General features: G+C 66.2%; 21 protein-coding genes. 11 read left to right on the forward strand and 10 right to left on the reverse strand.

The features are described from left to right. Positions 1 to 33 precede the first annotated feature (33 nt). On the forward strand, positions 34 to 381 hold the full coding sequence (locus G6N66_RS05085) for a MerR family transcriptional regulator (RefSeq protein WP_085231981.1): 348 nt from the start codon (positions 34 to 36) through the stop codon (positions 379 to 381). Here G6N66_RS05085 and G6N66_RS05090 read toward each other — a convergent pair whose 3' ends face one another. After that, positions 382 to 1,536 (reverse strand): NAD(P)/FAD-dependent oxidoreductase, encoded by a 1,155-nt coding sequence (locus G6N66_RS05090; RefSeq protein ID WP_085231980.1) that lies wholly within the window; start codon positions 1,534 to 1,536, stop codon positions 382 to 384. Positions 1,537 to 1,614: 78 nt separating this feature from the next. Here G6N66_RS05090 and G6N66_RS05095 point away from each other — a divergent pair, with 78 nt between their 5' ends. Further along, positions 1,615 to 2,796, forward strand: a complete 1,182-nt coding sequence (locus G6N66_RS05095; protein WP_085231979.1) for an alcohol dehydrogenase catalytic domain-containing protein — start codon at positions 1,615 to 1,617, stop codon at positions 2,794 to 2,796. Positions 2,797 to 2,882: 86 nt separating this feature from the next. After that, positions 2,883 to 5,033: a glycogen debranching protein GlgX gene (glgX, locus tag G6N66_RS05100; RefSeq protein ID WP_085231978.1), complete on the forward strand. Its 2,151-nt coding sequence runs from the start codon at positions 2,883 to 2,885 to the stop codon at positions 5,031 to 5,033. Positions 5,034 to 5,052: 19 nt separating this feature from the next. On the opposite strand, the gene G6N66_RS05105 is transcribed toward glgX, so the two are convergent. From G6N66_RS05105 to G6N66_RS05125, 5 genes are read right to left on the reverse strand one after another with little or no spacing between them, the layout of a single operon-like run. Continuing rightward, entirely contained in the window at positions 5,053 to 5,943 is an 891-nt protein-coding gene (locus G6N66_RS05105; RefSeq protein ID WP_085231977.1) for an SDR family NAD(P)-dependent oxidoreductase, read from the reverse strand. Then, entirely contained in the window at positions 5,943 to 6,518 is a 576-nt protein-coding gene (locus G6N66_RS05110; RefSeq protein ID WP_085231976.1) for a TetR/AcrR family transcriptional regulator, read from the reverse strand. The genes G6N66_RS05105 and G6N66_RS05110 overlap by 1 nt, the downstream gene beginning before the upstream one ends. After that, the gene (locus tag G6N66_RS05115; RefSeq protein ID WP_308205870.1) at positions 6,515 to 7,984 is read right to left on the reverse strand and encodes an acyl-CoA reductase; all 1,470 of its coding nucleotides are present in this window, start codon (positions 7,982 to 7,984) and stop codon (positions 6,515 to 6,517) included. The genes G6N66_RS05110 and G6N66_RS05115 overlap by 4 nt, the downstream gene beginning before the upstream one ends. After that, entirely contained in the window at positions 7,981 to 9,411 is a 1,431-nt protein-coding gene (locus G6N66_RS05120; protein ID WP_085231975.1) for a long-chain-fatty-acid--protein ligase, read from the reverse strand. Before G6N66_RS05120 ends, G6N66_RS05115 begins: the two co-directional genes overlap by 4 nt. A 55-nt stretch (positions 9,412 to 9,466) precedes the next feature. Beyond that, a complete protein-coding gene (locus G6N66_RS05125) occupies positions 9,467 to 10,057 on the reverse strand; it encodes a TetR/AcrR family transcriptional regulator (RefSeq protein ID WP_085231974.1) in 591 nt (196 codons plus the stop codon). A 147-nt stretch (positions 10,058 to 10,204) separates the two neighbouring features. Here G6N66_RS05125 and G6N66_RS05130 point away from each other — a divergent pair, with 147 nt between their 5' ends. From G6N66_RS05130 to G6N66_RS05150, 5 genes are all read left to right on the forward strand, one after another. After that, complete coding sequence (locus tag G6N66_RS05130) at positions 10,205 to 10,876, forward strand: hypothetical protein (RefSeq protein ID WP_232079463.1); 672 nt, start codon at positions 10,205 to 10,207, stop codon at positions 10,874 to 10,876. Next, entirely contained in the window at positions 10,873 to 11,688 is an 816-nt protein-coding gene (locus G6N66_RS05135; protein ID WP_085231972.1) for a hypothetical protein, read from the forward strand. The genes G6N66_RS05130 and G6N66_RS05135 overlap by 4 nt, the downstream gene beginning before the upstream one ends. After that, positions 11,685 to 12,263 carry a cytochrome c oxidase subunit 3 family protein gene (locus tag G6N66_RS05140; protein WP_085231971.1) on the forward strand — a complete coding sequence of 193 codons (579 nt, stop codon included), beginning with the start codon at positions 11,685 to 11,687 and terminating at the stop codon, positions 12,261 to 12,263. The genes G6N66_RS05135 and G6N66_RS05140 overlap by 4 nt, the downstream gene beginning before the upstream one ends. 3 nt (positions 12,264 to 12,266) lie before the next feature. After that, positions 12,267 to 12,554 carry a cytochrome C oxidase subunit IV family protein gene (locus G6N66_RS05145; protein WP_085231970.1) on the forward strand — a complete coding sequence of 96 codons (288 nt, stop codon included), beginning with the start codon at positions 12,267 to 12,269 and terminating at the stop codon, positions 12,552 to 12,554. A 75-nt stretch (positions 12,555 to 12,629) separates the two neighbouring features. After that, entirely contained in the window at positions 12,630 to 13,388 is a 759-nt protein-coding gene (locus G6N66_RS05150; protein ID WP_179968254.1) for an SDR family oxidoreductase, read from the forward strand. Positions 13,389 to 13,392: 4 nt separating this feature from the next. Here the strand turns inward: G6N66_RS05150 and G6N66_RS05155 are convergent, their stop codons facing one another. Next, on the reverse strand, positions 13,393 to 14,370 hold the full coding sequence (locus G6N66_RS05155; RefSeq protein ID WP_085231968.1) for a sensor domain-containing protein: 978 nt from the start codon (positions 14,368 to 14,370) through the stop codon (positions 13,393 to 13,395). A 61-nt stretch (positions 14,371 to 14,431) separates the two neighbouring features. After that, the gene (locus tag G6N66_RS05160; RefSeq protein WP_085231967.1) at positions 14,432 to 14,650 is read right to left on the reverse strand and encodes a hypothetical protein; all 219 of its coding nucleotides are present in this window, start codon (positions 14,648 to 14,650) and stop codon (positions 14,432 to 14,434) included. Positions 14,651 to 14,808: 158 nt separating this feature from the next. Between G6N66_RS05160 and G6N66_RS05165 the strand changes: the two genes are divergently transcribed. Genes G6N66_RS05165 through G6N66_RS05175 form a run of 3 tightly spaced genes read left to right on the forward strand, consistent with a single transcriptional unit; the run spans position 14,809 to position 16,996 of the window. Beyond that, on the forward strand, positions 14,809 to 15,369 hold the full coding sequence (locus G6N66_RS05165; RefSeq protein WP_085231966.1) for a hemerythrin domain-containing protein: 561 nt from the start codon (positions 14,809 to 14,811) through the stop codon (positions 15,367 to 15,369). A gap of 41 nt (positions 15,370 to 15,410) precedes the next feature. Beyond that, positions 15,411 to 16,367 (forward strand): TIGR03557 family F420-dependent LLM class oxidoreductase, encoded by a 957-nt coding sequence (locus G6N66_RS05170; protein ID WP_085231999.1) that lies wholly within the window; start codon positions 15,411 to 15,413, stop codon positions 16,365 to 16,367. After that, the gene (locus G6N66_RS05175; protein WP_085231965.1) at positions 16,364 to 16,996 is read left to right on the forward strand and encodes a UdgX family uracil-DNA binding protein; all 633 of its coding nucleotides are present in this window, start codon (positions 16,364 to 16,366) and stop codon (positions 16,994 to 16,996) included. The genes G6N66_RS05170 and G6N66_RS05175 overlap by 4 nt, the downstream gene beginning before the upstream one ends. On the opposite strand, the gene G6N66_RS05180 is transcribed toward G6N66_RS05175, so the two are convergent. Together G6N66_RS05180 and G6N66_RS05185 are read right to left on the reverse strand one after the other, a co-directional pair. After that, complete coding sequence (locus tag G6N66_RS05180) at positions 16,958 to 19,897, reverse strand: FAD-binding and (Fe-S)-binding domain-containing protein (RefSeq protein ID WP_085231964.1); 2,940 nt, start codon at positions 19,895 to 19,897, stop codon at positions 16,958 to 16,960. The genes G6N66_RS05175 and G6N66_RS05180 overlap by 39 nt on opposite strands. Further along, positions 19,894 to 21,006, reverse strand: coding sequence for an enolase C-terminal domain-like protein (locus tag G6N66_RS05185; protein ID WP_085231963.1), 1,113 nt, complete (start codon positions 21,004 to 21,006; stop codon positions 19,894 to 19,896). The genes G6N66_RS05180 and G6N66_RS05185 overlap by 4 nt, the downstream gene beginning before the upstream one ends. Positions 21,007 to 21,024: the final 18 nt, after the last annotated feature.

Genomic DNA, 21,024 nt, shown 5'->3' on the forward strand with positions numbered 1-21,024 from the left:
GTTTTCTGTAGTAAGTCCTTGAGGAGATGCCCGATGGTCGATCGTCCCGGTCCCGCTCCCGATCGCGGCGTGTACGGCATATCCGTCGCGGCCGAGCTTTCCGGCGTCGCGGTCCAATCGCTGCGCCTTTATGAGCGTTATGGCCTGCTCACCCCCGCCCGCAGCGAGGGTGGAACGCGGCGCTACAGCGCCGATGACCTGGCCCGGTTGCGCCGTATCAGTGAGCTGGTCGATGCCGGGGTCAACCTGGCCGGCATCGCCCGCATCCTTGAGCTCGAAGACGACAATGCCGCGCTGTCGACGGCCAACACCGACCTGCGGTCCAGCAACCGCTCGTTGCGCAAAGCCGCGGGGAAGAAGCGCCAGGACGCATCCAACTAGTCAGTGCATGGGCACCGGGGCGGGCCGATGCTCGGTGATCAAGCGCTCGCCAAGGTCGTAATCGGCGTCGGCGTTGTAGGTGAGGACGCCGACCACGGCACCCCCGGCCTCGTACCACACGGTGAATCCGTCCGGGTGAGCCAGCATCCGGCTGCGTTCGTAGCCATCCCCCCAGGCGTGATACTTCACCGTGGCATCACCGATGGACGTCCAAAATCCGGGTACCGTATCCCATTTCGCGTGCTGTCCCGCCGCGCAGGCCCCCGCTACCGCGCCCTGGTCGGTCGCGTCCTGCCAATGTTCGACGGCCAGGGGGCGACCGGCGACGTCGTGGTGTGCTAGCGCGACGTCGCCCGCGGCATACACGCCCGGCGCCTCGGTCGCCATGTCGGGCCCGACCACGATGCGCGAATCCCGAACCGGTAGGCCGGCTTCGGCGGCGATGCGACTCTGCGGCTCCACTCCCGTGGCGGCCAGGATTAGGTCGCAGTCGATGGTGACCCCGTTGTCCAGTCGGACGCCGGCGTCGGTGATTTCCTCCACCGCCACCCCGCCGACGTGACGCGCGCCCGTCTCGACGACCAGATCACGCAAACGCTCCGCCGCCGCACCGCCGAGCCGCTTTTCCTGCGGAAGTGGTTCGGGGGCAACGAGGGTCACCGGCATGCCCCGCACCGCCAAGGACGCGGCCGCCTCGCAGCCGATGAAGCCCGAACCAATGACGACCGCCGACGACGCTCTGCGCGCGGCGTCGCGGAGTGCGGCGGCGTCGGCCAGGGAGCGCAACAGCAGGGCGCGGTGCCCACCGGGGATCGTCGGGGCCGCCGGAGCCGAACCGCACGCCAACACGAGGACGTCGAACGCATGGCACCGATCGCCGGCATAGACCGCGCGCTCGCTCAGGTCCAACCGGTCAACGGCGGTGCCCCGAACCAGCTCGATCTTCTTGTCGTCGAACCACTGCGCGGGATGCAGGCCGACGTCGTCGGTCTCGCCGCGCAGGTACTCCTTGCTCAGCGGCGGCCTGGCGTAGGGCGGGTCGATGTCGGCGGTCAGGATGCGTACGGGCGCATCGGTGTTGTGTTCGCGGAATGACTCGGCCGCGGCCACCCCGGCCGGCCCGCTGCCCACGATGATCACGCCGTTTTCCGTCATCCCCGGGTGTTACCCGCACCGGCTGGGCCTAATCTGCCGGGGCGTTTTGACGGGCGAGACACGGGTAGCCAGCCAGTCATGAAAGCAGTCACCTGGCACGGCAAGCGCGACGTGCGGGTGGAGTCGGTGCCCGACCCGAAGATCCAGCAGCCCACCGACGCCATCATCGAAGTCACTTCGACGAACATCTGCGGTTCCGACCTGCACCTCTATGAGGTGCTCGGGGCCTTCATGAAACCGGGGGACATCCTCGGCCACGAACCCATGGGAATCGTGCGCGAAGTCGGCGGACAGACGGGAGACCTGAAGGTCGGCGACCGGGTCGTCATCCCGTTTCAGATCTCCTGCGGCAGCTGCTATATGTGCGGCAAGCAGCTCTACACGCAATGCGAAACCACCCAGGTGCGAGACCAAGGCATGGGCGCGGCGTTGTTCGGCTACTCGGAGCTCTACGGCGAAATCCCGGGCGGTCAAGCCGAACTGATGCGCGTCCCGCAGGCTCAGTTCACCCACATCAAGGTCCCCATGGAGCCGCCCGATTCGCGATATGTCTATCTGTCCGACGTGTTGCCGACCGCGTGGCAGGCGGTCGCCTACGCCGACATCCCGGATGGCGGCACGGTGGCCGTGCTGGGCCTGGGCCCCATCGGGGACATGGCCGCACGCATCGCCGACCATCTCGGCTACCGCGTCATCGCCGTCGACCTGGTCGCCGAAAGGCTGGCGCGCGCGGCGGCGCGCGGCATCCACACCATCGACGTGGGCCGGCTCGACTCCGACCTCGGTGCCGCGATTCGGGACCTGACCGACGGTCGGGGCGCGGACTCGGTGATCGACGCGGTCGGCATGGAGGCGCACGGCTCACCGGTCGCCCGGCTGACCCAGCAAGCCACGACCTTCCTTCCGGACGTGGTGGCCAAGCGGCTGATGCAAACCGCCGGGGTGGACCGGCTCAACGCGCTGTATTCCGCCATCGACATCGTGCGTCGCGGCGGCACCATCTCCCTGATCGGGGTGTACGGCGGGATGGCCGATCCCCTCCCGATGCTCACCCTCTTCGACAAGCAAGTGACGCTGCGGATGGGTCAGGCCAACGTGAAGAGGTGGGTCGACGACATCATGCCGCTGCTGACCGACGACGACCCGCTCGGCGTCGACGACTTCGCCAGCCACGTGCTGCCCCTGGCGGAGGCGCCGCACGCGTATGAAATCTTCCAGAAAAAGCAAGACGGTGCCGTGAAGATCATGTTAAAACCGTGAACCGGGAAAAGAGCGGAAAAGCTATGTCCGCCAGGGTTTTACGTCTAACGGTTTGACCACCACAATAGCCGGGTATCAACTGCGCCATGACCACCGCACAAGCCCCCGCCCCGACGCCCTCCGGAGAGGTGTGGCCGGGCAGGGCGTACCCCCTCGGAGCGACGTACGACGGTGCGGGCACCAATTTCGCCGTGTTCAGCGAGGTCGCCGAGCTCGTCGAGTTGTGCCTGTTCGACGCCGACGGCAACGAGAGCCGGGTGGCGCTGCCTGAGGTCGACGGCTTTGTCTGGCATGCCTACATACCGTCAATCGAGCCCGGTCAGCGCTACGGGTACCGCGTCCACGGCCCGTACGAGCCGGAGTCGGGACTGCGGTGCAACGCGAACAAGCTGCTGGTGGATCCGTACTCGAAAGCCATCGACGGCAGTTTCGAGTGGAACCAGTCGCTGTTCAGCTACAACTTCGGTGACCCGGACAGCCGCAACGACGACGACTCGGCGCCCAGCATGCCCAAGTCGGTGGTGATCAACCCCTACTTCGACTGGGGCAACGACCGCCCACCGGATCACCAGTACGCCGACAGCGTCATCTACGAGGCGCACGTCAAAGGCCTGACGCAGACCCACCCCGACATCCCCGAACAGATGCGCGGCACCTACGCCGCCGTGGCACACCCGGTGATCATCGAGCACCTCAGCAGCATCGGCGTCACCGCGATCGAGCTGATGCCGGTTCATCACTTCGCCAACGACTCCACCCTCGTCGACAAGGGCCTGTCCAACTACTGGGGCTACAACACGATCGGATTTCTCGCGCCGGACTTCAAGTACTCCAGCGCCACCACCCCCGGGGGACAGGTGCAGGAGTTCAAGGCGATGGTGCGGGCCCTGCACGAGGCCGACATCGAGGTGATCCTCGATGTCGTCTACAACCACACGGCGGAGGGCAATCACCTGGGTCCGACCCTGTCCATGCGCGGTATCGACAACGCCGCCTACTACCGCTTGGTCGACGACGACAAGCGTTACTACATGGACTACACCGGTACCGGGAACAGCCTCAACGTCGGGCACCCGCACGCGCTGCAGCTGATCATGGATTCCCTGCGTTACTGGGTGACCGAGATGCACGTCGACGGTTTCCGCTTCGACCTGGCCGCGACGCTGGCCCGGGAGTTCTACGATGTGGACCGGCTGGCGACGTTTTTCGAACTCGTGCAACAGGATCCGATCGTCAGCCAGGTCAAGCTGATCGCCGAACCGTGGGATGTCGGGCCGGGCGGTTATCAGGTGGGCAATTTCCCGCCGCAGTGGACGGAGTGGAACGGGAAGTACCGCGACACCGTGCGGGATTTCTGGCGCGGTGAGCCGGCAACGCTGGACGAGTTCGCCTACCGACTGTCCGGTTCGGCCGACCTGTACGAGCACACCGCACGCCGGCCGGTGGCCTCGATCAACTTCGTCACCGCCCACGACGGATTCACGCTGCGCGACCTGGTGTCGTACAACGAAAAGCACAACGAGGCCAACGGCGAGGACAACAACGACGGCGAGAGCCACAACCGGTCGTGGAACTGCGGCGTCGAGGGACCGACCGACGACGCCGGGGTCAACGAACTGCGCGGCCGCCAGCAACGCAATTTCATCACCACGCTGCTGCTGTCGCAGGGCGTGCCGATGATTTGTCACGGCGACGAGCTCGGCCGCACTCAGGACGGCAACAACAACGGCTACTGCCAGGACAACGAGATCACCTGGATTGACTGGTCCAAGCCCGACGACGGCCTGCTGGAGTTCACTCGCGCGGTGTCGGCGTTGCGCACCAACCACCCGGTGTTCCGCCGGCGCCGCTTCTTCAGCGGCAAACCGGTGGGCCGCCGCGGCCAGGGCGGCCTGCCCGACATCACCTGGTTCGCTCCCGACGGATCCGAGATGACCGACGAGGATTGGGGCACGGGTTTCGCCAAATCGGTCGCAGTGTTCCTCAACGGTCACGGCATTCCGTATCTCGACGCACGGGGCCAGCGGGTGCTCGACGACTCGTTCGTGCTGTGCTTCAACGCCCACCACGAGCCGATCGAATTCACCCTTCCACCAACGGAATTCGGTGACCAGTGGCGCATCGTGGTGGACACGGGAGCCGACGAGGTGGCCGAGTCCGAGGAACTGGGTGCGGCCGCCACGTTCACCGTCAACGCGCACAGCACCGTGGTGCTGCAGGCCACAGCAACAAGCTGACGGCCTTTCACCGATCGGCCTACTCAACTCCCACTATGAGTCGCTCCGACAATGCCCACAACCGTTGCGCGGCAACAGGATCGGTCGCGGCGTCGGCGGCCTGGGCGACCTGGCAGTCCGCCAGGTACGCGCCGCCGCGTCCGGCCAGGGACGGTTCGGTCGCGGCCCATACCGTGGTGGCGGCGGCCTGGGCCACCGTCTTCATGTTCTCCGGGGCGAAGGTTTCGGGGCTCATTGCGAACATCTTCTTCAGGGTCGCGCGGTCCATGTAGCGGGCCAGGTTGGTGGCGCAGGTGCCCGGATGAACGGCCAGCGCGGTGATGCCTTCGGCGCCGAAGCGCCGGTGCAGCTCGACCGTCATCAAGACGTTCGCGGACTTGGCCTGTCCGTAGGCCAGGAAGGTGTCGTAACCCCGTCGCTCAAAGTCGATGTCGTCGAGGTCGATTCCCCAGTTTCGGTGTGCCTCCGACGACAGCGTGACCACCCGGGCATCGCCCGATGCAGCGGCGGCCGCGCGCAGCGGCGGCAGCAGCAGCGTCGTCAGCAGGAAGTGCCCGAGATGATTGACGCCGAACTGGAGCTCGAAACCGTCGGCGGTCGTCATCGGCGGGGTGAACATCACGCCCGCATTGTTGATCAGGATGTCCACCCGCTGGTGTTGTGCCGCGATCGCCTGCGCCGCGGCACGAACGCTGTCCAGGCGCGCCAAGTCCAGCGCGGTCACGGCCACCCCGTCGACATGGACGCTGTCCGGATCCCGCACCGTTGCAATGACGTGCGCGCCGGCCGACGCCAGCGTGGTGACCGTCTGCAGTCCCAGACCACTGGATGCGCCGGTGACCACGGCGGTCTTGCCGGTCAGATCAACGCCGGCGATCACGTCATCGACGGTGCTGGCGAATCCGAACATCACTGCGCCACCAACAGATCGGCCAGTGCCACACCGAGATTGTGCAGATTTGTCGGTAGCGAATAGGTGGTGTCGACGCGCCAGTTGGCCAGCGCCCCCGAGAGTGCGCCGGCGATGATGTCGGCGACGATCTGCGGGTCGTGGCGGGTGTGGATCTCTCCGCGGGCCAATCCGTCCTTGACGAGTTCGACAAACGTGTCGTGGAAGGGCGAGCCGCGTTGAGCGCCATAGCCGACCGCCGCCATCATCTCACCGATCATCTCGCGGTAGGTCTCGCCGGAGTCGACCAACGTGGTTGCGATGTCGTCGAATACGCCGACGAGGCGCTCCGGCACGGGCTCATCGCTCCGGGCGAAGACCACGTCGTGCAGGTTGACCAGGCGGCTCTCGGCCAGGGCCCGGACCATGTCCGCCCGGGTGGGGAAGTGGTTGAAGAACGTGCGACTGGCGATATCGGCGCGTTCGCAGATCTCGTCGATGCGGGTGGCGGAAACGCCTTGACTCAGGAACAACTCGAAGGCCGCGGCCAGGATGCGTTCGCGCAGTTCGTTCTTGCGTCGCTCGGCCCGATTCACTGCGCGGCCCCGACTCGCCAGAGCGGAACGACCACCTCCGGGTCGCACTCCTCGTCGACGATCCACTTGCACATTCGGCGGATCGGTTCGATGGCGTCCTGGGGCATGGCGATAGCGACGCTACAGGCGTAGCCCAGGCTGGTCAATCGTTGCGCTCCGAACAGCGGAAGGTTGTCGCGCAGTTGGCGTTTGAGTGATTCCGGGTAGATCCCGATGGTCTGGGTGTAGGCGTTGACCGCGCGGGTCACCTGGTCGATGTGGTCGACGGGGACGATGTTGGCCACTCGACCCGACAGCATCGGCGCGTAGTCGACGGGCTCGTCGAACTGCGACACCACGATCGCACCCTCGCGCCGTTCGCCGCCGAACACGCGGTAGAAGTCGTCGGTCATCCGAGAGGATTCGAGGCGCTCGAACAGGTCCCGGTTGGGGTACAGCGGCGCGGTGCTGATGAACGGCGGCAGCGCGACTAGCTCGGCGTAGATCAGCTCGCCGAGCTTGTTCGCTTTCGCCAGCCCGGCTTCGTCGGTTCCCGAGAGGGCGTAGATGACCCGGGCGTTGGCGCAGCCCTCCTGGTTGGCGACGCCGATATCGATGGCGGCCCGCCGGGCAACCTCACGCATGGTGGCGTGGTCGGCGAACGCTTCGGCGCCGATGATGGTGGCACTGCGCTTGGGGTCGAGCGCGATCAGCTCGAGCCCGGGCTGGATGTAGCGGGTGACGTGCTTGACCGAGGCCAATCCGCCCCAGGCGACGATCTTTTCGACGTGCCGCGGCTGGTACAGCACCTCCTCGACCGCGAGGTCGCCGCCCTTCCAGTAGCCGACGGCCAAATGCTTGGTGATCGGGTGGCCGGGCGCCACGTCGGCCAGGGTCCGCGCGATGGCGATCGCGGTCAGCGGGTCGTTGGAGGGGGCCTTGATGATGGTGTCGCAGCGGGCGATCACCGAACGCAGGATGGTGACCGCGGACACCAGGCCCCCGTTGCCGGCCGGGATGTGCAGCACCCGTGACCCGAACGCGCGCACCCGCAGCTCACGGCCGTCGGAAAGCCGTTGCGGCACCCAGCCATTGAGATAGTCCAGGCCGACCTGGCTGTCGGCCACCTCCAGCACGTGCCGTCGGGTGAACAGCGGGCGCAGCACCCGATAGCTGTTGCGCATCATCTCCGGTGGCAGCACGTTTGCCACCAGCGCGGCTTCGTAGGCCTCCTGCAGGTGGGCGTTGGTATCGAAATCCAGTGCGTCGCCGAGGGCTTCCAGCACGTCGAGGATCTCGTCGAAACTCACGTCATACAGGTCGGACATCTCGCCGGGACTCTTCAGCGGCAGCCGGTCGACGTACCTGACCATGTCGGGGGCCTGGAATTCGTTGATGCCCTGGCGAGTTCCGAATGACACCAGGTCGTCCGCGATCACCTCGCCACGTAGGAACAAGGGGACCGTGTAGGCGGCCAGCACGCTCACAGCTCGACAGCCTTCATGAAGTCGATCGCCTCGTCGTGCACTTCCTGGGTCGCCGCGCAGGTGATCCGGTCGTCCTCGACACCTTGTTTCTCGCTGTAGCGCATGATGTCCTTCTCGAACGCAACGCTGCTGCGCCCGCACGGGCACTGCAGATCCCAGTCGATGGTCACCTCGTCGCCGGAGATCACACCACCCCAGTGCGCCCGCAACAGAATGTCGTACACCGCCGCGCGGCCCGTCTGGCGCCCGGTGCGCGGCAGGGCCTCGCTGGTGTCGGGATCCAGGACGAAGGGAATGACCCACGGCATGACGTGGTAGCGGCCTTCTTCGCAGCCCCAGTGGAACGTGCTCGACTCGGAGAAGCCGTAGCCCTGCTGGATCCTGTCGACCCCGAGGAACTCGGTGATGACGTCCATGAAGTTGTCGGGCAGCGCCACGCCCTTCATGCCGCCGCCGGTGAGGATGGCCGAGTCCTTGGCGAAGACGTTGCGGACGCCGCGTTCCAGGCCGGCCTTGGCGATCTCGTACATCTGGGGGTAGGCGCTGGTCATGAAAACCCGTTTGCCGCGCAGTGTTTCGGTGATCTTGACGAAGAAGGCATCCAGCTCCTGGGGCTGGCGCAGCTGCATCGCGATGAATTCGTCCTTGCGGGCGGCCAGCGCCGGGTCTATTTCGAGGCGGTCCAACTCGCCGCGCGAAGCGGCCGCGCGCATCTTCGACGCCAGGAACATCAGGTCGGTCTCCACCGACCCCGGGTACAGCGGATGGAATTTCGATTCGTCCCCGCCGGTGAAACCCTGTTTGATCATCTGCGCGATACGCAGGTGCCCCAGCTTGCCGCTGGCGAAGTTGGGCCAGATGACGTCGACGGTGGGATTCAGTTCCTTGTCGGTGGGTTCGGCTCCGAAGGTCTGAAACAGGCAGATCTTCCACAGCGTCATGCCCTCGACGGCGCCGCGTTTATCCTTGGGCAGGATCGATATGGTGCCGGTGGTCCCGCTGGAGGTGATCACCTGAAGCGGGGTCTGTTCGTCGAGGCGGTCGATCCAATCGTCAATGCCGTTGCACCCCTGCGTATCGACATTCGACAGGTCATAGCTGGTCAGCTTGTCCAGCCACTTGGTCATCAAGTCGAAGCGCTTCTTGTCGATCAGCGCCGATGGGTACGACTTGAAGGCCGTGTGCGAGAACATCAGCGGGACAACATCATTGAACTCATTGAGTGCGGTGATCCCGAGGCGGTCGGCCAGCTTGCGCAGCATCTCGATGGTCGCACGGTGCTGCTGGAAGCGGATGCCCATCGCTTGCCGCTGCAGCTCCTCGAGGTCAGCGCGCCCCATGCTGTGCATCTGTGTGTAGGACTGCCCGAAAAAGTTGATCGGGTCGTCCATGAACTCCGTGACCGACTTCGTGGTGAGTGCACTCATCCTCGGATGGTAGCCACACTGTGCAGTACAGTGCAAGAGTGCAGTTGTCTGCAAATTAGTGCTCGACGGGCATCCCCAGCAGGCGGCGACACATATCGGTCAGCTTGGTGCGCAGGGTGTCGTCGTCGATGTCGCCGATCAAGGGGTGCATCACCCCGCTGCTGATCGCGCCCGACAACATCGCGCCCTCCAGCGCGCCGTCCTCACCTTCGCCCATGAGCACGCGGTAGAGCCGTTCCATGAACCGCTGGAAGGGTTCGTGCTCACCGAGCAGTCGCACCACGACGGGATCGAATTGCAGCGTGCGCACCAGCCGGCGGTCACGCACCGCCATGTCGATGACGTGCACCAGCAGCGCGTCGCGGGCTTGCGGCCCGCCGTGCGCCTCGGCCTCCTCGAGCGCGGGTCCCAGCCGGCCGAGTTCGCGCTCGGTGACCGCGAGCACGATCTGCTCCTTGGTCCGAAATTGGTGGTAGACAGCGGCTTTGGTGATTCCGACCGCGTCGGCGATCATCTGCAGCGACGTGCCGCTCACGCCGTGCTCGGCGAACAGCACCAGCGCGGCATCCAGCACCCGCGTCCGCGCCGCGCTGTACTGGACGATCTTCAGTTCGCCATCGGTAGCCGGCCGTCGTGCGGATTTCACACACCGAGACTAGACGAACGGCTATTGACCGCTGGCTAGCCGGGCGGCTAGTTTCGCTCTCGAGCCGCGCTGGAGGGAGTGACCTTGGAGTCGACAGTGTCCGACGCCGGTGACCGGCGAACCGCGGAAAGGCGTATCGACGGAGAGCTGATCCTGCTGTGGACGCTACCCGCGACGCTACTCATCTGGATCGGCGCCTTCGCCCTGTTCCCCGGCTTCATGCCGCCCATGTCGCCCACGATGTCCGCGGACCAGGTCGCCGCGTTCTACCGGGACAACCGCGCGCTGATCCGCTCCAGCATGATCCTGTTCAACTGGTTCGGCGTGTGCCTCGTCCCGATCGTGATCCTGATTGCCATGCAGATCCGCCGGATGGCGCACCGCACGCCGATCTTCTCTTGGGCGATGCTGGGCTGCGTGGCCGGCGGGCCCACCCTTTTCCTCATCGCCAACGTCTGCTGGCTGCTGGCCGCCTTCCGTCCGGAGCGAAACCCGGAGCTCACCCAGTTGCTCAACGATTTGGCCTGGATCACCTTCACGATCCTGGTTCCCTATCTGATCGGGCAAAGCGTGATCCTCGCTCTGGCAATCTATTTCGACGATCAGCCGCGCCCGATATTCAGCCGATGGGTGGCCCACTTCAATCTGGTCGTGGCCGCCGCGCTGGTGCCGGCGGCCTTCGTCGGCGTCGCGTTGACCGGACCGCTCGCGTGGGACGGCGCGCTGTCGTTCTGGCTGAAGAACATCGCCATCGCCGTATGGATCGTCGTCATGGGCGTCGTTCTGGGGCAGGCCGTCTATCGCGAGCGCGCCGCATGAGCGCGGTGGTCACCCCCACCGCGTCCCCGGCCACGCCGCCGGCGGGGCCGCTGCATCATCGCATCGCCTGGCACCTAACGCGCAGCCCCAAGCGCGAACTGTGGCTGGCCTGGACGACGATGCTGATCTTCTACAACCTCTTCTTTCCGATTTTCTTTGTCGTGGCGCAGGTTCAGCCCCCGCCGCAGCCCACCTGGGATCTCCCGACGCAGATCCACTGGTTCAACGAACGCCACCTCGGGATACCGGTGGGGCTGGGCATCATCTTCGCCATCGGCGGCATGAACGCGATCAACAACGCCCTCATCGCGTACTCGATGCGCCGGATGTCGGTCACCCGCGCGTTCGCCTACTCCTACCTGTTGATCTACGCGCTGAGCGCGGTCCCCGGCCTGTACCTGCTGTGCATCGCGCTGATCGTCGGGACGCTGCGACCGGAGCGAAATCCCGAAGCGATCGGCTGGCTCTACGACTTCGCGTTCCTGTCCTTCGACGGAACCATGGGAGTGTTCCTGATCGGCTCGCTGATCTGGATGGTCGCGATTCTGATCGACAGGAATCGGGTTTTCCCAAAGTGGTTCGGCTACCTCAACCTGTGCAACGCGCTCACCGAGGTGGTGGTGGCGCCCTGCTGGATCTTTCGGCGCGGCGTGCTGGCCTGGAATGGCCAGATCGCTTGGTGGCTGGACATGGTCGTGTTCGGCATCTACCAAGTCACCTTCATCGTGATGCTGTTTCAGATGATTCGGCGCGAGGACTTCGGCACCGGACCGCTGCCGGAACTCGCCAAGAAAGCGGCGGCCGCCCGATGACCGACCTGGCCGAGGAGCGCGCCCGCGTCAGGTTCGTGCCGGGGCAGCCCGACATGTGGGCCTTCGTGTTGTTCGAAACGCTGGTCTTCACCGCCTATTTCGGCTTCTACCTGTTCTACCGCACCCAAAGCCCCGAGGCGTTTCTGCACTCCCAGGCGCAGCTGGACCTGCGCATCGGAGTGTTCAATACCCTCGTTTTGCTGCTCAGCTCGTGGTCGGTGGCGCGCTGCGTGCAGTCGGCCCGGGCCGGCGCCTACCAATTGGCTCTCCGCGACGCCTACCTCACCGCGTGCTTCGGTGCGGTGTTTTTGTGCGTCAAGGTGTTCGAGTGGGCCCGACAAATCCAACTGGGCAACAACTTTGACGCCTCGGACTTCTTCACCTACTACTTCTTCCTCACCGGCATCCACTTCGTGCACCTGTTGATCGGATTCGTCGTCCTCGGTGTCGCCGTCTACCAACTCCGAAGCCCCGCCAGGCGATCCCAACACCTGGTGGAAACCTGCGCCACCTACTGGCACACCGTCGATTTCCTGTGGGTGCTCATTTTCGCGCTCCTGTACGTGGTGAGGTGAGCAATGAAGCCGACCTTCAACAAGAGGCTGTTGGTGGTGTGGTTGATCCTGGCCGCGTTCACCCTTAGCTATCTGTGGATTGATCACTCGTTGAGCGGTTCGCTTACTGGCAGCGCGCTGGTCACCTCGGGCGTGATCGTGATCGCACTCATCAAGGTGCGCATCATCTTTCGGGAGTTCATGGAGGTGCGCCAGGCCCCGGTGCTGCTGTGCCGGCTGACGGACGCCTGGGTGGTGCTGATCGGTGCGGCACTGCTGGGCAGCTATTTCATCGGCACGGCGATCCGGTAGTGCGCGGCGGGCCGAACAGGATATGTTTCTCGCCGACAACGTTGTCGACCATTGAGGACGGAAATGTCGAGAACTGTGGTAGTTGGCGCGTCGAGCGGGCTCGGGCGCTGCATTGGCGTCGGCCTGGCAAAGCGGGGTGATAGCGTCGCGCTCCTCGCCAGGCGGCGGGATCGCATCGAGTCCGCGGCGGCGGAGGCGGGACCGGGTACGGTCGCCATCGAATGCGACGTGACGGACGAGGCATCCTGTCGATCGGCGATCAACGACGCCGCCGACCAGCTTGGCGGCATCGACAACCTGGTCTACACGCCGGGCATCGGGCCGCTGGTCCGGTTGGTGGACACCGATGCCGAGACGTGGCGGCGCGTCTTCGAAACCAACGTCACGGGCGCGGCGCTCACCACCGCGGCGGCGGTGCCGTACCTGACCGCCTCGGCGGGCAAGGCGGTATACCTCTCGTCCGACTCGGGCACGATCGGGCCGCCCTGGCCCGGCCTGGGCGCCTACGGCGTCAGCAAGGCCGCGCTCGAAAGACTGGTGGAGGCGTGGCGAGCCGAGCACCCGGACATCGGCTTCACCTGCATCATCGTCGGGGAATGCGCGGGCGGCGAGGGCGACGCGCAAACGGGATTCAACGCCGGCTGGGACCTTGAACTGGCCAAGCAGGCCTATCCGATGTGGATCGCGCGTGGCTGCATGTCGCCCAACTTGATGCCGGTGGAAGACCTCGTCGAGGTGGTGCGCATGGTCCTCGGTACCAATGCCTCGACGTCGATGCCGGTCGTGGTCGCCCGCGCTGCCCCGCCGGCTGGCACCCCGGCCTTCGCGACGTAAGTCGTCAGCCGGGGACCTTCCGCAGGATGTAGTCCGCCACCGCGACGGCCTGCTGGGGCCGGTCGGTGGTGGAGCCGCTCGACGGCACGTACGACAGGTTCAGGTCGATGACGACGTTGGCCTTGGCGGCGAGCGCGCGGACGAAGTGCCGCGGCACCAATCCCTTGGTCGCGACTTCCATGGTGGTGATGCCGTTGCCCGCATCAGTGGGCAAGCCGACCGAATAAGTCACCGCTTGCGCCGAGGGCAAAGTCACTTTCACGTCGGAGCCGCCGCATTGGTGCCATCCCGACAGCAGGTCCGCCAGTTGCGCCTGGGCGGCGGACGGGTCGCGAAACGCCGCCACCCCGGCGACGACCTGCAGCGGGTTCTGCGGATAGCGGTTGTCGGAAAACTCCGATGCGCGATAACCGAAGACGGCTTCCACGTTGTAGGCGTCCGAAGACCCGGGATCGATGCTTCCCCAGCACTCGGTGCGGTCGATGGTTCCGCCACGGTCGCGTCGGCCGACGTGGTCCCAGGTTTGGCCGACCGCCAGGTTGTTGTCCCGCGTGAGGTTCCTGACGTCGGCGACACCCGGCAACAGCCGGGCAAGGTCAGTCGGTGCCACCGTCGCCGGCGGCGGCGCTGCGGTGGTCGCGCTGGCGGGTGCCGCGGTCCGGTTGGAGCGGGTGGAGCCGAAGGTGGCCCACACCACGAGCCCGACGACGCTCAACGCGATGAACAGATACGACAGCGTCAGCCCCGCCAGCGCGCGTTGGCGGCCCTGTTGGCCGGTGCGACGGATCTGCGATAGCCCAAGATGTCCGAGGACCGCGCCGGCGGGAGCGAACACGAACGCGTACACCAACGACAACGTGGCGAAGCTGTTGACGCGGGGACCGGGTGCCGGCCCGGCGGGCTCGGGGAACTCCTCGACCGGTTCCGCCGGGGCGCCGCTGGGGACGCGGCCCAGCGGGTCGTAACTGAACGGGTTGGTCACGGAGGGGTCCTCCTCGGCGCCGGCGTGTAATTAACCCTACGACCGCCCCCGATATTCGCCGCTAGCTTTTCTCGGTTGTCTGCTGGGTGAGCTCGAACCGGTCGATCAGATCGGACAACGTGTGTAGCTCCTCGCACAGCGCCTGAAATCGCCGCTCGTCCGCCTGGCTGAGCAGGCCCAGCGAGCTGTGCCGGGCCACGCGTTGCAGTCGCTCCGCCAAGGCCGCGCTCCACCTCGTGGTGAGGTCGGGCTGTTGCTCGTCGCGCTCGTCGTCACTCAAAAGCTTCCCCCGCTATCTGGCCGCGATCTCTCAGCAGTACCCCGCCTGCGCGCCGCCACACGGGCGTTTTAGCGGATGGGCCGAACGGGTAGCCCGCGTCGAGGCGCGCAACACAGCCCGCGCGCTCAAGCAGGACAAATCCGGGGGAGGACACACCCATGGCAGAGCACGCCAACCAGTCGCCCACCGACGTGGTCGACTTCCTCGTCAGCCAGCATCAACAAATCAAGGGTCTGTTCGACCAGACGCTGTCGGCGTCGGGCAAAAAGCGCGAGCAGTCCTTTATTCAGCTTCGGCAACTGCTTGCCGTGCACGAGACGGTCGAGGAAGAGATCGTCCACCCGCGGGCCAAGCGGAAGATCGCCAACGCCGGCGCGGTCGTCGACGAGCGATTGCACGAGGAGCACGAGGCCAAATCCGTGCTCAAGCGGCTGGAGAAGCTCGAGGTCGACAGCGATGAGTTCACCCGCCAACTGGCCGAGCTTCGCGGCGCCGTACTCGATCACGCGAAGCATGAGGAGCACGACGAGTTCAGCAAGCTGGGCCAGGAATTGAGCAGCGACGAGCTCGAAAACATGGGCCGCGCAGCCAAGCTCGCGGAAGCGATCGCGCCCACCCGGCCGCATCCGGGCGTCGAATCGCAGGTGGCCAACCTGCTGGCGGGGCCGTTCGCGGCGATGCTCGACCGGGCCCGCGACGCCATCGTCGGGAAGGGCTGAGCCGGCGTTTCAGCCGATGTCGCAGGGGTATGCCCGGTGGCATGACGTCACTGGGCTACCTCCTGTCCTGCGAAGAATTCCCTCCGGACGAATTGGTGCGCCAAGCCGTGCGCGCGGAGGCCGCCGGGTTCGAAAGGCTATGGATCTCCGATCATTTCCATCCGTGGAACGACAAGCAGGGCAATAGTCCCTTTGTCTGGTCGGTGATCGGCGCGCTGTCTCAGGCGTGCGCGCTGCCGGTCACCACCGCGGTCACCTGTCCGATCATGCGGCTTCATCCCGCGGTGGTCGCTCAGGCCGCGGCGACCAGCGCCGCGCAACTCGACGGGCGATTCGTGCTGGGCCTGGGCACCGGCGAAGCGCTCAACGAGCACGTCACCGGTGAGCACTGGCCGCCCGCGGCCACCAGGCGCGACATGCTGGAGGAATCGGTGGAGGTGATTCGCCGCCTCTTTACCGGCGAGCAAATCAGCCATCGCGGAACGTATTTCACGGTGGAGAACGCGCGCATCTACACCCTGCCGGCCCAACCCCCGCCCATCTACATTTCCGGATTCGGGCCGCAGTCGGCGCGGTTGGCCGGCCGGATTGGTGACGGCTACCAAACCACCTCGCCTTCGCGCGAGCTGCTGTCCGAGTTCCGTGCGGCGGGCGGGGCGGGCAAACCCTCTCAGGCCGGCTTCAAGGTGTGCCACGCCGCAACCGTCGAAGAGGGCGTAGGCACCGCGCACCGCCTGTGGCCCAATGAGCACCTGCCCGGGGAGTTGGCCCAAATCCTGCCCACCCCTGCGCATTTCGAGCAGGCCTCCAGTCTCGTTACGGCCTCCGCCGTGGAACAAGCGGTGCCCTGCGGCCCGGACATCAAGCCGTACCTGGAACGGATCCGGGAATTCTCCGAAGCCGGCTTCGACGAGGTGTACATCCAGCAGATCGGTCCGTCGCAGGACGGCTTCTTCGACTTCTGGGAGTCGAAGGTGGTGCCCGAGATCGCGGCGTGAGCGCCACCCGCTACCTGCCGGAGAACCGTACGCTCGGTTCCCTCGCGGATGCGGCCGCGCACTGCCAAGGATGCTCGCTGTTCGCCGACGCGACCCAAACCGTGTTCGGCCGCGGTCGGCGTCGAGCGCCGATCATGCTGGTCGGTGAGCAGCCGGGAGACCAGGAGGATCGCGCCGGCGCACCGTTCGTGGGCCCCGCCGGGCGACTGCTCGCCCGGGCACTCGAAGACGCCGACATCGATCCCGCGCTGACCTACCAGACCAACGCGGTCAAACACTTCAAGTTCACCCGCAAAGGCGGCAAACGGCGCATCCACCAGAAGCCCAACCGTACCGAGGTCGTCGCGTGCCAACCCTGGCTGATCGCCGAGATCGACGCGGTGCGGCCGCACGTGATCGTGTGCCTCGGCGCCACAGCCGCGCAATCGCTGCTGGGCACGGCTTTTCGAGTGTCCGCTCAGCGCGGCGAGGCGCTGCGGTTGCCCGCGGCGCTCGATATGCACCTGGACCCCGAGCCGATCGTGCTGGCGACGGTCCATCCTTCGGCTGTGCTGCGCGACCGCAGCGAGCGCCACGGCGAGGCCTACCGGCTATTCGTCGACGATCTGCGCCTCGCTTCTCGTTGCTAGCCCGGCGGCGAGAACCTGCGCGAGATGCATCGGCCGGCGGTCGGCGGCGAGCTCACGGATCTGGGTGCGGCAGCTGAACCCGTCGGCGAGAACCAAGGCATCGGCGTCGGCGTCGCGCAGCGCCGGCAGCAGCTTATCTTCGGCGCACGCGACGGACACGTCGTAGTGACCGTTTTCGAAGCCGAAATTCCCTGCCAGGCCGCAACATCCGGCATCGAGCACCTCGGCGTCCAGTCCGGCATCCGCCAGCAGCTGCCGCTCGTGAGAATAGCCGTCGAGCACCGCATGCTGGTGGCAATGTTGCTGGATCACGGCGTCGGCGCTGATCTGGGGCGGCTCCCACTCGGGCGCCTTGCGCGCCAAAAACTCACCGAGCGTGAACGTTTGCTTGGACAGCCGGTGTGCGTCCTCGTCGCCGTAGAGCAGTTCGGGCAGATCGGATCGAAACACCGCGGCGCAGCTGGGTTCCAGCACCACCACCGGCGTGCTGGTGCGCAGCGTCGGAGCGAGCGCCGTAAGGGTCCGGCGCAGAACACGTTTGGCGACGCGGAGCTGACCGGTGGAGATCCAGGTCAGGCCGCAACACACGGTTCGGCGCGGCACCTCGACCGCAAAGCCCGCCGACTCCAGCACCGCCACCGCGGCCTGCCCGATTTCGGGTTCGAAGTTGTTGACGAAGCTATCCGGCCAGAGCAGCACCGGTCCGCGCGACGGCCCTGATGGTTCCGTGCCGGCCGGACGGCGGTTACGGAACCAACTGGTGAACCGCTCGTCGGCGAAGTTGGGCATCTCGCGCTGGGCGGCGATCCCGCCGGCCTTCTTGATCAGGGTCGACAGTCCGCGCGTATGGGTGACGGTGTTGACCGCATGCGGCATCACCGTGGCCAGCCGGGCCCACAGCGGGATCCAGCCCATCGAGTAGTGCGCCATCGGCCGCAACCGGCGTTGATAGTGATGGAACAAAAACTCCGCCTTATAGGTCGCCATGTCCACGTCGACCGGGCAGTCGCTGCGACAGCCCTTGCAGGCCAGGCAGAGATCCAACGCATCGTGGACCGCGTGCGAACGCCACCCGTCGGTGATGACGTCACCCTGCACCATCTCGAACAGCAGCCGGGCGCGCCCGCGGGTGGAGTGCTCTTCCTCGGCGGTCGCCCGGTAGCTCGGGCACATCACGCCGGATTCGTGGCCGCGGCATTTGCCGACCCCGACGCAGCGTGCGGCCGCGCGCGAGAAGCGGTGATCGTCGTCGGGATAGGCGAACTCGGTGGCCAGCTCGATCGGGCGGTAATCCACGCCCAGCCGCAGGTTTTCGTCGAGTTTGTAAGGGTGGACGACCTTCCCGGGGTTCATCCGGTTGTGCGGGTCGAACAGCGCCTTGGTCTTCTCGAACGCTCCCACCATGCGCTCGCCGAACATGATCGGCAAAAGCTCGCCGCGCGATTGGCCGTCGCCGTGCTCGCCGGACAACGAACCGCCGTATTTCACCACCAGCCGTGCCGAATCCTCAACGAATGAACGGTATTTGGCCACGCCCTCGGCCGTCCGCAGGACAAACGGGATACGAGTGTGCACGCAGCCCTGACCGAAATGGCCGTACAGCGAGGAAGTTCCGTAGTCGTAGCGGTCGAGAAGCCGGTGGAAGTCGCGCAGGTAATCGCCGAGCCGGTCCGGCGGCACCGCGGCGTCTTCCCAGCCCTCGTGGGTCTCGGGCTCGTTGGGCGGATATGCGGTCGCGCCCAAGCCGGCCTCCCGGGCGGCCCAGACCTCCTTCTTGCGGGTGGGGTCATCGAGGACGGTCGAATCGACCTTCAGCTTTTTCCGCAGCGCATCGATCATCGACTTGGCCTTGTGATCCGCGTCGTCTTGGTCGTCGCCGTCGAGCTGCACCATGAGCCAGGCGTTGCCGTCGGGCAACTGGCGCAGCGCCTTCTCGGCCAGCCGCTGCGAATGCTCGAGTTCAACCAGACGGTGATCCAGCCCCTCCAAAGCCGCCGGGTTGTGCTCGAGCACGGCCGGCACCGCGTCGGCGGCCGAGGCGATGTCTTCGAAGCCCAAGACCACCAGTGCGTCGGCCGCTGGGATGCGAACCAGTTGCAGCTCGGCGCGGAGCACCGCGATCAGGGTGCTTTCGGAGCCCACCAGCGCCTTGGCGACATGAAAGTTGTTCTCCGGCAACAGCGAATCGAGGTTGTAGCCCGAAACCCGTCGCGGGATCTTCGGGTACTTCGACCGGATGTCGTCGGCGTACCCATCCGCGATGGCCTTCAGGCCGCGATAGATCTCGGCGCGCCGCCCGCCCTCGTCGAGGATCCGGGCGAACTGGTCGTCGTCGGTCGGGCCGACCCACATCCGCAGCCCGTCGTAGGTCACCACCTCGAGCCGGCGCACGGAATCGACCATCTTGCCGTACGCCTGAGCGCTGGAACCGCAGGAGTTGTTGCCGATCATGCCGCCGATCGCGCAGCTGACGTGGGTGGACGGTTTGGGGCCCACCATCCAGCCCGATGATTGCAGTTGATCGTTGAGCACGTCGAGCTTGATGCCCGGCTCGACGACGGCGATGCCCGCCTCGGTGTCAACGGAGCCGATCCGGGTGCAGTACTTGCTCCAATCGATCACCACCGCCGCGTTGCAACATTGTCCGGCCAGACTGGTGCCGCCGCCCCGGGACAACACCGGCAGGTCGTGCCGGCGGCACACCGCGATGGCCTCGGCCCCGGCCTCCGGGGTGCGCGGCACCACCACGCCGATGGGCACTTGCCGATAGTTGGACGCATCCGTGGAGTAGGCCGCGCGCGACCCGGGATCGAACCGGATCTCGCCGTCCACCTGGGCGCGCAGATCCGCGGCCACCGCGTCGAACAGCTTGGGTGTTCGGTCCGCCCGATTCGCGGTCATGCCAGCTCCTCCCGGTACTTTTCGAGGTCAGGTGCCCGAAGCGTGAAACCGTGGCCCGGGGCGTCCGGATCGGGGCGCAGAAACCCGCCCACCGGCAGCTTCGTGCCGTCAAACGCCATCAATTCGATGCAGACGTGGTCGTGAAACCATTCGAGGTGGCGCAGGTTGGGCGTCGCCGCCCCGGCATGCAGGTGCAGGTTGGGCGCGCAGTGCGCGGAGATGTCCAAGCCGTGCGAGGCGGCGACGGCGGCGACGCGCAGCCACTCGGTGATGCCGCCGCACCGCGACGCGTCGGCCTGCAGGCAGTCCACCGCGCGGGCCTGACACATCCGGCGGAAGTAGACGAGGTCGTAGCCATATTCGCCGGCGGTCACGTCGGCGGCCACCGCTTCGGAGACGGCGCGCAGCCCGTCCAGGTCGTCAGAGGAGACGGGCTCTTCAAACCAGTGCACGTCCAGATCGGCCGCGTCGGCCATCATCCGGATCGCTTGCTTGCGGCCGTATGCGCCGTTGGCGTCGACGTACAGCTCGGCCGCGGGACCGATCGCGTCGCGGGCCTGGTCCATCCGGGTCAAGTCGCGGTCCGGGCAGGTGCCCCAGGATTCGCCGATCTTGATCTTCACCCGGGGGATCTGCAGCCGGTCCGTCCAATCGTTGAGCTGAGCACAGAGCTGTTCCTTGGTGTAACAGGTGAATCCGCCGCTGCCGTACACCGCAACCGTCTCGCGCACCGCACCGATCAATCGGTGTAGCGGAACGTCCAACAGCCGCGCCTTGAGGTCCCATAGCGCGATGTCGACGGCCGAAAGCGCTTGTCCACCAATCCCTTGCCGGCCCACGTTGCGCAGCGCCTTGACCATCGCGTCCGAGGCCCCGGCGGTGTCAAGCGCGCTACGGCCGATCACGTGATCGGCCAGCGTGCCGTTGACGACGACGGCACACGCCGGGCTGCCGTAGGTCCAGCCCGTTCCCACCACCGTGCCGCAATGGGCCTGCACCACCACCATCGTGGTGGCGTCCCAGCTCAGCGTGCCGTCGGCCTCGGGCGCGTCCGTCGGGATGGTGTAGGCCGTGGCCTTGAGGTCGGTGACGGGTGAGGGGGGCGACATGGCTGCAGCTGGCTTCGG

The sequence above is a fragment of the Mycobacterium conspicuum genome, assembly GCF_010730195.1.
Taxonomy (GTDB): Bacteria; Actinomycetota; Actinomycetes; order Mycobacteriales; family Mycobacteriaceae; genus Mycobacterium; species Mycobacterium conspicuum.